This window comes from Kribbella jiaozuonensis (assembly GCF_005233875.1).
Lineage (GTDB): Bacteria > Actinomycetota > Actinomycetes > Propionibacteriales > Kribbellaceae > Kribbella > Kribbella jiaozuonensis.
The window spans coordinates 527189-540344 of sequence record NZ_SZPZ01000002.1 but is presented as its reverse complement, the minus strand read 5'-3'; the positions used below and the strand labels follow the sequence as shown (position 1 = coordinate 540344).

Annotated in this window: 18 protein-coding genes; 5 read left to right on the top strand and 13 right to left on the bottom strand. The window is 66.5% G+C overall.

The window, feature by feature from the left end:
• Positions 1-16: 16 nt before the first annotated feature.
• Entirely contained in the window at positions 17-505 is a 489-nt protein-coding gene (locus FDA38_RS14145) for an SRPBCC domain-containing protein (RefSeq protein WP_137254497.1), read from the top strand.
• Position 506: 1 nt separating this feature from the next.
• Here FDA38_RS14145 and FDA38_RS14140 read toward each other — a convergent pair whose 3' ends face one another.
• The gene (locus FDA38_RS14140; RefSeq protein WP_137254496.1) at positions 507-1031 is read right to left on the bottom strand and encodes a hypothetical protein; all 525 of its coding nucleotides are present in this window, start codon (positions 1029-1031) and stop codon (positions 507-509) included.
• Positions 1032-1138: 107 nt separating this feature from the next.
• Positions 1139-2260, bottom strand: a complete 1122-nt coding sequence (locus FDA38_RS14135) for a Gfo/Idh/MocA family protein (protein WP_137254495.1) — start codon at positions 2258-2260, stop codon at positions 1139-1141.
• A gap of 285 nt (positions 2261-2545) precedes the next feature.
• Between FDA38_RS14135 and FDA38_RS14130 the strand changes: the two genes are divergently transcribed.
• On the top strand, positions 2546-3328 hold the full coding sequence (locus FDA38_RS14130; protein ID WP_137254494.1) for an alpha/beta hydrolase: 783 nt from the start codon (positions 2546-2548) through the stop codon (positions 3326-3328).
• Here the strand turns inward: FDA38_RS14130 and FDA38_RS14125 are convergent.
• Both FDA38_RS14125 and FDA38_RS14120 read right to left on the bottom strand, forming a co-directional pair.
• Complete coding sequence (locus FDA38_RS14125) at positions 3325-3801, bottom strand: cupin domain-containing protein (RefSeq protein WP_137254493.1); 477 nt, start codon at positions 3799-3801, stop codon at positions 3325-3327. The two genes, FDA38_RS14130 and FDA38_RS14125, sit on opposite strands and share 4 nt — an antisense overlap.
• Positions 3802-3871: 70 nt before the next feature.
• Positions 3872-4780: an aminoglycoside phosphotransferase family protein gene (locus tag FDA38_RS14120; protein ID WP_137254492.1), complete on the bottom strand. Its 909-nt coding sequence runs from the start codon at positions 4778-4780 to the stop codon at positions 3872-3874.
• Between the two features lie 59 nt (positions 4781-4839).
• Between FDA38_RS14120 and FDA38_RS14115 the strand changes: the two genes are divergently transcribed.
• Positions 4840-5229: a hypothetical protein gene (locus tag FDA38_RS14115; protein ID WP_137254491.1), complete on the top strand. Its 390-nt coding sequence runs from the start codon at positions 4840-4842 to the stop codon at positions 5227-5229.
• Between the two features lie 47 nt (positions 5230-5276).
• Here the strand turns inward: FDA38_RS14115 and FDA38_RS14110 are convergent, their stop codons facing one another.
• From FDA38_RS14110 to FDA38_RS14090, 5 genes are all read right to left on the bottom strand, one after another.
• Positions 5277-5816, bottom strand: coding sequence for a VOC family protein (locus FDA38_RS14110; protein ID WP_233714708.1), 540 nt, complete (start codon positions 5814-5816; stop codon positions 5277-5279).
• A gap of 278 nt (positions 5817-6094) precedes the next feature.
• Positions 6095-6604 carry a hypothetical protein gene (locus FDA38_RS14105; RefSeq protein WP_137254489.1) on the bottom strand — a complete coding sequence of 170 codons (510 nt, stop codon included), beginning with the start codon at positions 6602-6604 and terminating at the stop codon, positions 6095-6097.
• A gap of 58 nt (positions 6605-6662) precedes the next feature.
• Positions 6663-6980, bottom strand: coding sequence for an NIPSNAP family protein (locus FDA38_RS14100; protein WP_137254488.1), 318 nt, complete (start codon positions 6978-6980; stop codon positions 6663-6665).
• 40 nt (positions 6981-7020) lie between these two features.
• Positions 7021-7491, bottom strand: a complete 471-nt coding sequence (locus FDA38_RS14095) for a DUF1772 domain-containing protein (protein ID WP_137254487.1) — start codon at positions 7489-7491, stop codon at positions 7021-7023.
• A 2-nt stretch (positions 7492-7493) separates the two neighbouring features.
• Positions 7494-7916 carry an ester cyclase gene (locus tag FDA38_RS14090; protein WP_137254486.1) on the bottom strand — a complete coding sequence of 141 codons (423 nt, stop codon included), beginning with the start codon at positions 7914-7916 and terminating at the stop codon, positions 7494-7496.
• Between the two features lie 368 nt (positions 7917-8284).
• Between FDA38_RS14090 and FDA38_RS14085 the strand changes: the two genes are divergently transcribed.
• Together FDA38_RS14085 and FDA38_RS42230 are read left to right on the top strand one after the other, a co-directional pair.
• Positions 8285-8827: an ankyrin repeat domain-containing protein gene (locus FDA38_RS14085; protein ID WP_170989735.1), complete on the top strand. Its 543-nt coding sequence runs from the start codon at positions 8285-8287 to the stop codon at positions 8825-8827.
• 123 nt (positions 8828-8950) lie between these two features.
• Positions 8951-9121, top strand: a complete 171-nt coding sequence (locus tag FDA38_RS42230) for a hypothetical protein (protein ID WP_170989734.1) — start codon at positions 8951-8953, stop codon at positions 9119-9121.
• 93 nt (positions 9122-9214) lie between these two features.
• Here the strand turns inward: FDA38_RS42230 and FDA38_RS14080 are convergent, their stop codons facing one another.
• Genes FDA38_RS14080 through FDA38_RS14065 form a run of 4 tightly spaced genes read right to left on the bottom strand, consistent with a single transcriptional unit; the run spans position 9215 to position 13147 of the window.
• Positions 9215-10273: a LacI family DNA-binding transcriptional regulator gene (locus tag FDA38_RS14080; protein WP_170989733.1), complete on the bottom strand. Its 1059-nt coding sequence runs from the start codon at positions 10271-10273 to the stop codon at positions 9215-9217.
• A gap of 1 nt (position 10274) precedes the next feature.
• Complete coding sequence (locus FDA38_RS14075; protein WP_137254484.1) at positions 10275-11396, bottom strand: glycoside hydrolase family 172 protein; 1122 nt, start codon at positions 11394-11396, stop codon at positions 10275-10277.
• A 24-nt stretch (positions 11397-11420) separates the two neighbouring features.
• Positions 11421-12260 carry a carbohydrate ABC transporter permease gene (locus FDA38_RS14070; protein ID WP_137254483.1) on the bottom strand — a complete coding sequence of 280 codons (840 nt, stop codon included), beginning with the start codon at positions 12258-12260 and terminating at the stop codon, positions 11421-11423.
• On the bottom strand, positions 12257-13147 hold the full coding sequence (locus FDA38_RS14065) for a carbohydrate ABC transporter permease (RefSeq protein ID WP_137254482.1): 891 nt from the start codon (positions 13145-13147) through the stop codon (positions 12257-12259). Before FDA38_RS14065 ends, FDA38_RS14070 begins: the two co-directional genes overlap by 4 nt.
• Positions 13148-13156 lie beyond the last annotated feature (9 nt).

Genomic DNA, 13156 nt, shown 5'->3' with positions numbered 1-13156 from the left:
GAGTTATATTGAGAGTATGGACGGTCGGCGCGGGACGGTGTTCGGGACTGAGGACGGGCGCGTGGCGATCAGGTTCGTGCGGTTGTTGCCGCATCCGCCGGAGAAGGTGTGGCGGGCGATCACGGATCCTGGGCAGCTGGCCGCTTGGTTCCCGGGTGTGGTCGAGCTGGACGTGCCGGTCGGGAGCTCGTTGTTCTTCGGAGTGACTGAGGAGCAGCGGCGGCGGTACGGGATGAGCGAGGGCTCGACGGGCCGGATGCTGCGGAACGAGCCGCCGTCGGTGCTCGAGTACGAGTGGGCCGGTGAGATCCTCACGTGGGAGATCACCGGCACGCCGGAAGGCAGTCGGCTGGTGTTCACGAATGTGCTGTCCGACGCCTCGGCTGCGGGTCCAGCTGCTGCTGGTTGGGAAGCGGGGCTGGAGGTCGTCGAGGCTCAGCTCGGCGGGCGGCCGGTGACGTGGAATCCGTTGGATCGGGCCGAGGAGTTGGCCGCCGGGGGCTAGGTCAGCAGGGGCGGACCTTGGCGGTGAGGCCGGTGAACGAGACGCAGGCCCAGGGGCGGCCCTGGTCGCGCTTGGCGCGGACGATGACCGGGTATGCGTCCGCGCCGTGCACCTGCGGGCTCTTCTCGGTCGGGAAGGAGCCGATGGCGCCACCGCGCGCCTCGGCCGCGGTCTTCACGTTCGCGACCGTGACGCTGCTGCTGGAGGCCTTCTCGGCCGCGTTCTTGGCGTCGGTCGCGACCTGCAGGGCGAACTCGATCTCCGGCGGCTTGGACCACGTCGTCTGCGACCAGGGGATGATCAGCCCGAACATCGCCAGCCCGATCGCCGTGATGATCTGCCGGAGCCGGCGGCTCTGATCGGTCAGCAGCAGCGCCGCACAGCAGATGGCGAGGAAGACCGTGAGCCCGCGCAGGATCCAGTGCCGGTCGAGCCGACTGTCCACCGCGAGCCCGGCCGCGACGGCCAACACCAGGCAGAGCACGGCCGCACCGAGCGCCTGCGCCCGTGGAGACAGAGATTGCATGCCGCAGACGATAGACGCTCACCGTTCGACGCTCCGCAACCACTCACCCGCGGCGGTCCGGGCCTAACTGAATCCGTCGTCGAAGGCGCGGTGAGACCTCCACCATGTCAGAAGGTGGTGGTGAGGTCTTGGGTCTGGCCGGTGGCGGCCGCGCGGTAGGCGGACTCGATGATGTCGATGACGTGGCGGGCGTGCTCGGCGGTGACGATGGAGGGCGTGCCGTCGCGGACCCAGTCGACGAGCTGCATGACGTCCTCGTACACGTGCTGCTCCTCGATATCGCGGTGCGCACCGACGACATGCGGAAGCAGCGCCTGGTTCCCCGGGCCGCGGGGCGCGAGCTCGGCCGGGTTGCGGTTGGGGAAGTCGAACGGTTCGCCGTTGAGCAGCAGCCCGTCGATCGTCCCTCCGGTCCCGTAGTACGCGCCGCCGAAGCCGCCGCGGATCGGTCCCGCCGCGGTGCCGGTCGCGACGCAGTACACGTTGTCGCCGAAGTCGATCAGCACGATGGTGTTGTCGTCGGCATCGGTCTGTACGTCGACGCCGCCGCTGGTGCGGACGGGGATCCGTACGCCGGACATCGCCGTCACGCGCTTCGCCGTACCGAGGATGCCGGTGACGGTGTGCAGGGCGTAGACCGTCATGTCGTACATCGGTCCACCGCCGGGCTTGCGGAAGTACCACGACGGGTCGATGTTGCTCAGTACGTCGTCGCCGCCGCGGACGGATTCGTTCTCGTGATACGTGCCGAACGAGGCGCCGCAGCTGACCCAGGACAACGTGCCGATCGCACCTTCGGCGATGAGTTCGCGGGTGCGGATGTGATGCGGACGAAGCATCTCCCCCGGCGAGGCAACAATCCGCAGATCGTTGGCGGCGGCAAGCTCGATCAACTCGGTGGCCTCGGCAACGGTCAGCGTCATCGTCTTGTTGAAGTGCACATGCTTGCCGGCCTGCAACGCGAGCTTCCCCTGCTCGTAATGCAACCCGATCGGCGAAGCAATCGTCACCGCATCCACATCACCCCGAGCCAACAACTCTTCGTACTCCGTAAACCCCCGCTCCACCCCAAACTTCTCCGCCGCAGCCTCCGCCCGCCCCACCACCGGATCACACACGGCAGCCAACGTCACCCGCCCCACCAAATCCGCCTGCGCCAAATGCGGCAAAATCCCCCGCACCGAAATACTCCCCGCCCCCACCACACCCATCCGCACCGAGTCAGCCATGGAATAAATCGTCCCACGCGGTGCTACGCGCGGCTCCTTCGTCGCCGTGCTCCGCGCCGCACCCACCCACCCCCGGGCTTATCGCCCGGAGCATCCCGTCCGCCTACCGTCGAACCAGCAAGCTCCCGCCGCGGCAACCCTCTCGCGCTACCGACACCTGTGCTCGACCAGGCGGATCGTCGTCTCACCTCGCCAAAACCTGTGCACCTCGTACGACCTGCACAGATCCAGTGACACGCACCAGCATGCCTACCTCCCGCGCCCCCGTCCGATAGCTTCAGCCGCATGAGCGATGTCGAGCATGTTGTTCTCATCCACGGGACCTGGGGTCGCGGCAGCCACTTCCACGAGGCCCGGGCCGCGTTCGAAGACCGTGGGTTCACAGTCCACACGCCCACCCTCCGCCACCACGAACTCCCCCTGCTCGAAGGCTCGCCCCACATCGCCACCCTCAGCCTCACCGACTACGCCGATGACCTGGTCGACCTCTGCGAGTCCCTCGACTCCCCACCCCTCATCCTCGGCCACTCCCTCGGCGGCCTCCTCGCCCAGCTAGTCGCCGCGCGGACCAACCACGCCGGCCTCATCGGCGTCTGCCCAGCCCCGGCCGCCGGCATCTTCGCCATGTACCCATCCATGAGCCGCCTCTTCCTGAGCCACTACCTCCAGCCCCGCCCCTGGGCCAAACCGCTCTACCCCACCTGGGAAAAGTTCCACGTAGGCGGCCGCATCACGCAGACCGAGGAAGACTCCCGCGCCCTCTTCGCCGACCTCGTCACCGAATCAGGCCGCGCGTACTGCGAAATGGCCTTCCCCCAACTAGACCGCCGCAAAGCATCCCGCGTCGACTACGCCGCGATCACCGGCCCCGTCCTCATCTTCGGCGGCGCCCAGGACCGCACCGTCGCGCCGGCGGTCTGCCGCACCACCGCCTCGAAGTACCAGAACGCCACCTACCAAGAACTCACCAACGCCGACCACATGATCCTCTTCGGCGAGATCCTCAAGACCACGATGTCCCACATCGACACCTGGCTCGCCGCGAACAACCTGACCGCCAAGGCCTAAAGCGGATCGGACACCGAGAGCGGCGGCCCGCCGAACTCGATCCAGTTGGCATGCCCGATCGCCGCCAGCTCCTCGGGATCCACCGGTCGCGACATCTTGTCGGTCTGCTCGAAGAACCGCTCGACCCCCGACGGCGTGGTGATGATCAGCAGCCGTCCCACGGTTTCGCCGACGTTCTGGAAGGCGTGCGGCACCCCACGCGGCCCGAACGCCATCCCGCCGGTCGTGGCCCGCAGCATCTCGTCGCCCGCCTTGAACCGGAAGTCGCCGTCGAGGACGTACCACACCTCGTCCTCGCGCAAATGAGTGTGCGCCGCCGGCCCGTCGTACGGATGGACCTCCAACTCCATCACCGTCAGCGAACCGTTGGTCTGCAACGTATCCGCCATGATGACGATCGACCCCTTGGTGGGCGTCGCCAGCCTCACTCCGTCGTCGGCCCGCGCAGCAAAGGGCTTGATAGATGTAGACATGACGCCTCCCCCGCTCCTGAGTCCCAGTAGGCCACTCCTCGGCGACCTGGGCAAGAAGTTGTGGGTCAGCTCAGCACGAGATGCCCAGCGCAGTAAATCGATCCGCGAGATCGTCGACCCACTCTGCCGCGGTTCGGTGATCCGGCAGCGGTACTCCGGCTTCGCTGCGCCACAGCGCGTCGCCCAGCGCCGTACGCAAGTGCCACGCCATCACCCGCTCAACCGACAGCTCCCGCCCGGTGATCTGCGCATAGTGACGCATGGTGGCCGTCAGCAACTCAACGCCGGGACCCATGCCAGGGCCGGGGAACGTCCGCAGGTCGTACTCCGCATCAGCGAGGCCAGCGGTCTCGAAATCCACAACGGCACGGAGCTTCCCGCCGTCCCACAGCTGGTTCCCGCCGTGCAGGTCGCCGTGCACCAGGACCTGCGGACCAGGCGACCGCAGTACGTCGGCCGCCCAGTCGCACCACCTGATGACCTCAGCACACTGATCCGCCCGAGCCCACTTCGGAAACTGCTCGCGCAAGACGGCTGTCGTTGCCGGCTGCAACGACGCATCCGGCGCCTCAGGCAGGCGCTCGCCCGCTTCATGCAACTCCGCCATGAACTGGGCGAGCTGTCGACCAGCCTCGTCCCGGTCAACGGAATCCACAATCTCGAACAACGACTCACCCGGCGCCAATGCAGTCACCAACAACAACGGATCGGTGCTACTGGCAACAACCTCTGGTAGATACGAAACCGCCGGCTCCCGTCCCAAGGCGTCCAGTACGTCGATCTCATGCGCCAGCCGCAACGCAGCGGGCTCCGACCACGCGAACTTCACGACGTACCGCCCACCCACAACCGCGCTAGCCGACCACCACGTGGGATCACCGCCGACCGATTCCCTCACCACAACCGGGAGATCGCCAAGTCCAACCTCCCTTAACGCCTCGACAACCGCCCCCGCAGACCCGTCCGCCAGCCATCTCATTCCTCCGAGGCTAGCCGCCAAGCAATACTGAAGCCGGTCGATTCCTCTGGAGGTGCTCGATGACCGAGCCCAACGCCGACGCCCGACTGCCGGGCGTGACAGTCCAACACACATTCCTACTCGAGGAACTCCTCGCTCAGCTGATCGGAACCCTCGACATCGACCCCGCCACAAACTGCCTCGTCGTCCGCGTCCAGGTCAGTCGCCTCGATGACAAGCTCGGCATCGTCCCCGCCGAACATCTGGTCGACGTCGCCTGGCCCGTAGGCACAACCATCGCAATCCGCGACAACAAACCCGCCCTCCTAGACCCAACCGGCCAGACAATCGCCCACGTAGGCGACGAGGTGTCCGTAGGCGGAGGCTCGGTCCCTACAACCACCGCCAACGTCGTCCCCTGCACAGGCCAAGACCACGTCTTCGTAGGCCACCACCCACGCCGCCTCTAGCCGCCGTTCACGCCGCACCACCCTTCGCCAGCGGCACCGGTGCGCCTTCAGGAAGGTTCAGCGCTCCAGAACAGGCCTGGGGCGCCATCCGGCCAGGCTGCGATGCAGACCTTGTTTCCCGCGCGATCGGCGAGGATCCATGCGCCCGGCGCGCTGGATTCGTCGACGATCCGACCACCAGCAGCCAGAGCAGCTGCCAACCGTTCCTCAGCCTGTTCGCGAGCAACCGACACATCAACATGCATCGCGTGCCGCAGTGTCTTCCGCGGATCAAGATCCTGCATCCAGAAAGTCGACCCATGACCAAGCGGGTCAACCCCGTTGTCGTCGGCCAACGCGTCGTACCCGAGCACCGCCCGCCAGAACCCGACATCAATCGCATCAGGCCGGGCCGCAACAGCAAACGACACCTCCTGTACCAAGCTCCGATCAGCCGTCACACCATGCGCTCGAGCCACCGCCGACACCGCCCGAGCCACCTCAACATGCCGCTCCTCCAACCGAAACACCCCACGCGTCAACCGCACACTGAGCTGCCCATCAGCCAGCGTCAGCAACGCGCCCTCCATCCCAGGCACCTCTGCCACCGCCCCAGCCAACCGAGCCCCCTCAACCATCGACGCCACCCGAAACACCGCGACCGCCCCGCCATGCAGAACCACCCAGTCGCCCCCACCCTCCGCATCAAGAAACCCCTGCCACCCCTGCTCACTCAAGGCCAACTCCCAACGTCGCTACGGCGTAATGGTCATCGTTAACGGCACCGACACCATGAGGCCCTCATCGGTCTGCAACGACACAACCAGACTCCACTCCCCCGGCGGAACCGCATACCCCAGTTCAGGAATGACGGAAGCCGTCCCAATCAGCACAGGCACAAGCCGGCTCCCATGAGCCCCAACCGGAACCCCACCCGCGGCAGCGGCTGCGGTCCGACGAACATGCCGACCACGTTGCCCGAACCATCGGTCACCCTCGACCCCAGCTCGCCCATCGTGAGCAGCACCTGCTCATGGTCCGTCCGATTCGTCACCAGTACGTCCTTGCGCGGCGACCGCCCGGTCCGAACCGACAACGGAGTCGCAGCACGTACGTCGAGCCCCGCACGCTCAGCGGGTGCTCCGCGCAACTGGCGCGAGTACTCGTTCACCCACAGCTGCTTAGCCGGAAACGTCATGGCCCCAACCCGCAGCTCCACAAGGTCGCCGTACTCAGCCTTCAGCTCGGCAGCAATGTCCGTCGCCCACGCCGCCAAGTCGATACGAATCGGCCGCTCACGCCGCTCACTGTCCGGGTCCGGCAGCACGACGAGCGCTTCCGGCGCCTCCTCGTGCAGCCGCCGCAGATCCACCCGCAGACTCTCCCAACCCGCCACAACCTGACGATACGAGCCCATCTGACTAGTACGCGAGCAAGATGGCGATGACGCGAAGTCAGGACAGCGGCGAGGTGGCGGTCGGGTCGAGTAGCAGTTCCTCGACGTTGAGGATGTTGCTGGTGTCAAAGCCCTGCATGTCCGCCGCGAACTCAGGGCTCGCCATGTACGCCGCGGTGACGTCGGCGGGCTCGGCACCATCGGCGTACGCGATGAGGGCGATCAGGCGATGCGCGCCGGCGTTGTGATCGGTCCAGATGCCGTGCGTTGTAACGCCGAACTCACGCAGGCTCGGGATGTGCCGCGGCCAGTGCACGGTCGCGTACTCGCGGAGCGCTTCGGCCGTGCGCAGCGTGTAAATCCTGAGCTGGTACACGATCGTCAGAATCCTTTCGGTATTGCCTGCGACGGTTGGTTCAGCTGATGAGGCTGACGCCGAGGGCGAGGACGGCCACGCCTTGCAGGACGGCTCTCGGGACGATGATGCGATCCCAGTCCCGTTGCAGGGTGCGAGCGTTCGCGGGAGTTTCGTTGGCGTCAGCGGCCGCGATGAGTCTGCGGTTGATAGGCGCGCTGATCCGCAGGTAAAGGAGCACCCACACCACCAGCAACAGAAACGCCACGCCGGCGGCCGCTGATCCGGCAGGACGGCCGACCGCCGCAGCGAGCACGGATGCGGTCGCGGCGGCGATGACCCCGACGATTCCCGGGACAGGCATTCGCCGGTCGCCAAACCGGTGCACGTTGCCCATCACCGCGGTGAGGGTGCTGTCATCGACTCGCGCGAGCGCGGACCGTTGGACCAGCGCGCAGAATGCATCGGTGCCGTAGACGATCCCCGTACTGACGATCGCCAAGAGCGCGGCGAACTGCGAGAGCAAAGTCATGCCTAGGCCTCCGGACCGCCAAGCGACGGCAGCGCCCCGATCTGCTGGAACATCTGCATCAGGTTCAGCTCGTCCCAGTGCTCGACGAACATGCCGTCCTCGACGCGCCAGATATCGATGCTGCGCATCTCAACGGGTTTGCCACTGGCCGGGATGCCCAGGAAGTCCCCGGTGTTGGTACCCCGGTAGACGAAGCGACCCACGACCCGATCACCGGACACGATCAGGTCCTCCATCGTGACCTCCACGTCGGGCAGCCCAACGAAGAAGGCAGTCCAGAACTGCCGATTGGCCTCGCGCCCATCACTGACAAAGTCGTTGTGGTTGACGTACTCCTCAGCAACGAACCGGTCCACCAGGTCCGGGGCGTGAGTGTTCAGCATCTCGACGTACAGGTCGACGAGCTGTCGTTCAGGTGCAGTCATTTCCGTGTCCTCAAAGTGGTTAGCACTGCTAGCCCTAGCAACGCTAGCGGTCCTCATCACTTCAGTCAATAGCAACGCTAGGATATCTAGCGCCGCTAGGTGACTGCACGGGCTGCTCCACCCCAACGGTCGGCGACACCGCGGCCGTGCGCTGACCGCACCGGGGTCGCGCGCCGCCTTGAGGGCGGCTACGTCAACCTGACGGAGCTGATCCACAGTCCCAGCCGAACGTCATCCGCGGGCCGCCTGTTGGCCTCCTCACCGCGAGAGCGGACGGGTTCGGTGAGCGGGAGGTAACGTGCCATATGGCCGACGTCAAAGACCTTCCCACCTTGCTGACAGCCATCGCAGCAGGCGATCGTCAGACCGTGACGGCATCACTCGACGCCGCACCGTCGCTGGTAACGGCGCGGCTGGCACGCCCCGACGAGTTCTTCATCGGCCAGTGCCACGCCCAGCTCTATGAAGGCGACACCGCCCTACACGCCGCAGCCTTCGCGTACGACGTCGACCTCGCCCGAGACCTGATCGCGCGCGGCGCCGACATCAACGCCCGAAACCGCCGCGGCGCCCAACCGTTGCACGCGGCAACCATCGGCGCACCCGGCTCACCGAACTGGAACCCAACCGCTCAGCAAGCCGTCATCGCCTACCTCATCAAAGCCGGCGCCGACCCGAACGCAGTCGCGCTAGGCGGCGTCACTCCCCTCCACCGAGCCGTCCGCAACCGCTGCTCAGCCGCCGTAGACCAACTCGTCCGCTCCGGCGCCAACCCCAACCTCGCCAACAACCACGGCTCAACCCCCTCCGACCTAGCCCACCTCACAACAGGCCGCGGCGGAACCGGATCAGACGAAGCAAAAGCCGAACAGCAGCTCATCATCACGCTCCTCAACAAAGCCGAGCGCTGACCGCAGCATCCGCGAAATTCAAACGGCCGACCATACCCTCCACAGCCTCCGCGAAACGGTCTATCCGCGATAGCGCATGGGTACATGAAAGTTACTTCCGCCCGCTCGCCAGAAGGAGCAATCATGTTCGCCATCATCGCCGCCGTCATCTTCGGCCTGGCCCTCATCCTCGACTGGGCCAACGCCCGCGTCAGCGACGCCTTCACCCCCCAAACCCTGCTGATGGCCGGCCTCCTCTGCATCGCCCTCCACCTGGCAGGCATCGGCGCCGGCCGCTGGGGCCGCCGCCGCTAGCGTCGACGCCTCCGCGGCTGGCGATGCTCCAGTGCGGAGACGTGGTGCAGGTCGCGTTGTCCAGAGTGAGGTCCAGCTGAGGTCGTCCGCGAGTCAATGGTTGCGCTGGGCAACCGACTCGCGGACGACCACCGGGCAGGGTAGCCAGGTCGGGTGCGTCGAGCGGTACCACGAGGTACTGCTGCTCTGGATGAGCCGGGTCAAGGTGCCCACCGCCCAGGCGCCCATCTCGTAATGCGGCAGGGCGACGGTGGTGAGCGCCGGGTAGACACTGGCCGCGATGGGCGCCTGGTCATCGAAGCCCACGATCGACACGTCATCGGGAACTCGCAGGCCGAGCTCCTGGACCGCGCGGTAGGCGCCCATCGCCATCCGGTCGTTGTAACAGAAGATTGCTGTCGGCCGATCGTCTCGATCGAGCAGTTCGAGGCTGGCTGTGTATCCGCCGCCGGCCTCCGACACACCCGAGGTGATCAGTCGGTCGTCCCGCGGGATACCTGCCTGCTCGAGACCGCGGAGGTAGCCGACCAGGCGCCCCTGAGTGGCCGGAACCTCGATACTCGAGTCCGCGAACGCGATCCGCCGATGCCCGGCGTCGGCCAGCAGGGCAACGAGATCGGCCGCCCCGCTGGCCTCGTCCGGCAGTACGGCGGGTACGACGCCTTGTCGGTCCAGGGCTCCTATCAACACGGCCGGCACCGCGCGCAGCTCGCGCGGCACCGACACCTCGTGGTGGAAGACCGTGGCGTAGATGATGCCGTCCACCTGACGCTCGATCAGTGCCCGGGCGTCGGCGCGGCGGGCGTCCGCGCCGGCGTCGAGGTGGGAGTTGATGATCGCGAGCGTGAGGTTGTGCCGACTCGCCTCCTCCTGGGCGCCGAGGATGATCCGGCCGGCGTGCGGGGTGGTCGCGATCTCCTCGGTGAGCAGGCCGATCATGTCCGACGCGCGGGTCCGCAGCCCGCGGGCGAGCCGGTTCGGCGTGTACCCGAGGTCTCGGGCGACCGATCGCACGCGGTCCCGGGTCGCCTCACTCGTTCGCGTGTGCGGAGTGTCGTTCAGTACGTGCGAAACGGTCGTGACGGAGACACCCGCCGCACGCGCGACATCCCGGATCCCCACCTTTGGCACGATCACATTCTCGTCGGGCATCTCACTCGTCCCAAAGGCCGTGTTCCGGCCATCGTCGCGGTAGCCGCTCCTCGACCGGTGGCAGTTCGGCATGCGGCGCGTGATCGCCCAGCTGGTACCAGTAGGCGACGCTCGAGTAGTCGTTCCCCTGATCGTTGGCGTGCCCGTGCTCGATCGACACCCGCAGGCTCTTCTCGAACCGGACCGGGTCCTCGATGTGCCAGCGGAACATGCTCCACAGCCCGAAGTGCTCCTGCGGGCTCGCACCCAGCGTGATGCCGTGGTACGGACCGGCGTACTCGCCACTGGGAAATCCCCAGGCGGCACCGAAGTAGTCCTCCGTACCGGTCCCGTGCAAGGAGGGCGGCCAGACCTCCCCGTCGATGAAGAACATGTCGTCGCCCTCGCCCGGCCAGGTGAACACCTGGTTGGAGGCGTCGAAGTTGTCGATGCTGAGCACGCAGCCAACGTAATGCCCCGTGCCGGTCGCATCGAGGATCACGTAGTTGTCGTCCCCGGTCAGGTTCGTCCCCGGCAGGTCCCACGGCGCCGGGTTCTCGAGCTCGGAGGTGTGCCGTACGGCGGTCGTCGGCTTCTCCTGCCGGTAGTACGCGTGGAACCGGGCGACGTCGTCCGGGATCGGCTGCTCGCTGAGTTCGTAGTCGACGTAATAGAAGAGGTTCTCGATCGGCTGGTCGCTCTCGTTGCGGATCTGGATCCGCGCGTGACTGCCGAACGGCATCGGGAAGTAGCTGTTCATCGCGGCCGCGAACGGCCCCTTGGGACCTCGCCGCGGACCGAACACGGCGTTCAGCGGAAGGGAGATGTAGTGCTTCGCGACCGCGTGGCCGACACCGAAGAAGTCGCCGAGCGGCGCGCGTACGCTCGGGTTCTCCTCGCCGTCCCAGAACATCTCGATGACGAGCTTGCGCAGGTACTTCTCCGAGTAGCACCGCGTGGTCAGCCAGATGTGCTCGATCCGTCCCGCCCCGCTGATGTCGGCGATCACGAAGGTCTCCCCCGCCGGTACCACCGCGAAGTCCCGGTTGCCGCCGCTGCGGTCCCAGCTCGACTCCCGCCGCGACCGGCCGGACTTCACATGCGCCAGGCCGCCGAGCGGGCTGTTGGGTTGCCAGAATTCCATATCTTCTCCGGTGGTTTGGTGGCGTCAGCCCTTGACGGCGCCGAGGGTCAGGCCGGCGACGATGTGCCGCTGGAGGGCGAGGGTGAGCAGGATGACGGGGACGGAGTACACCGCCGAGAGCGCGGTCATCCCGCCCCAGTCGAGGCCGAACTGGGTCTGGAAGTTCGCGATCACGATCGGTGTGGTCTGGGCCCGCACCGACGTGAGCAGCAATGCGAACAGGAACTCGTTCCAGGACGCGAGGAACGCGAAGATCGCCGTCACTGCCAGGCCCCCCGATACGACCGGCAGTACCACGTGCTGGAACGCCTGCAGCCGATCGCTGCCGTCGACTTTGGCGGCTTCTTCCAGCTCGACCGGGACCGCCTCGAAGAAGCTCGACATCAGCCAGATCGACAGCGGCAGCGAGATCGTGGTGTGGGCGATCGCCAACCCGATCGTGGTGTCGGAGATGCCGAGCCGCCGCATCGTCTCGACCAGCGGCGCCCCGATCGCGATCGTCGGCACCATCCGGGTGACCAGCGCCGCGACCACGAAGACGCGCCCGCTCGGCGTTCGGTAGCGAGTGATCGCGTACGCCGCGGGCACGCCGAGCGCGAGTGAGAACGCAGTACTGAGCACTGCGGTTGCGACGCTGTTGATCAGCGCCGGTACGACGCCTTCCTTGCTGAGCGCGGTGACGTAGTTGTCGAGCGTCCACTGCGACGGCAACACCTGGGGCGGTACGGCGATCGCGTCGAGCGGCGTCTTGAACGACGTCAGCAGCAGGTAGACGAACGGGAATCCGTACAGCACCAGTACCGCGGCCAGCGCGCCCCACAGGATGACGCGTGTCGGACGGCGACGGGTCTCGAGGCCGTTCATGCCTGATCACTCCCGGGTCGCCAGATGGCGAAGATCGCGACCGTGGCGACCGCGAGCATCCCGATCAGATAGACGGTGCCCATCGCGCTGGCCAGACCGGGATCCCCGTTGCGCGTCATCGTGAGGTAGATCAGCAGGCTCAGCGTCGTCGTACTGTCCTGAGGCCCGCCGTTGGTCTGGATCAGGATGATGTCGAACGCGCGGGCCGCATCGATACCGCGGACGATCAGCGCCACGGCGATCACCGGTCGCAGCAGCGGCAGGATGATCCGGAACAGCAGCGTCGGGAACCGTACGCCGTCGATGCGAGCGGCCTCGATAACGTCACCTGGCACGTTCTGCAGTCCCGCGAAGAGCACCAGCGTGATGAACGACGTCGTCAGCCAGATGTCCGGCAGCGCCACCGAGAACAGTGCGATCTTCGGGTTGCTCAGCCAGGCGATCTGGTCCGTACTGTGCAGCAGCCCGATCCGGCGTAGCAGCTCGTTGAGAATGCCGAAGTTGTCGATGAGCAGGAATCGCCACAGCAGGCCGGCTACCACCGGGGCGACCATCAGCGGGTACATGAAGACGGTCCGGAACACCGCCGACCGGCTGCCGAGCGCCGCGAAGACCAATGCCACAGCAAGCCCGAAGGTGAATTCGAGTGCGACCACGATGAACGTGTAGACGATCGTCCGCAGCGCCGCTCCCTGGAATGCCGGCGAGTCGAACGCGGTCGCGAAGTTCTCGAAGCCCACGAACTTCCGTGGGCCGCCGGCCATCGGCGAGATCTCGTAGAACGCGTTCGAGACGAATCTGAGCAGTGGCCACGCCACGAACGCGGCGAGGAACAATGCGGCCGGTGCGATCAGTACGAGTGCGAACCGGCGGTCGGTGAGGCGCACAGAGGTGTC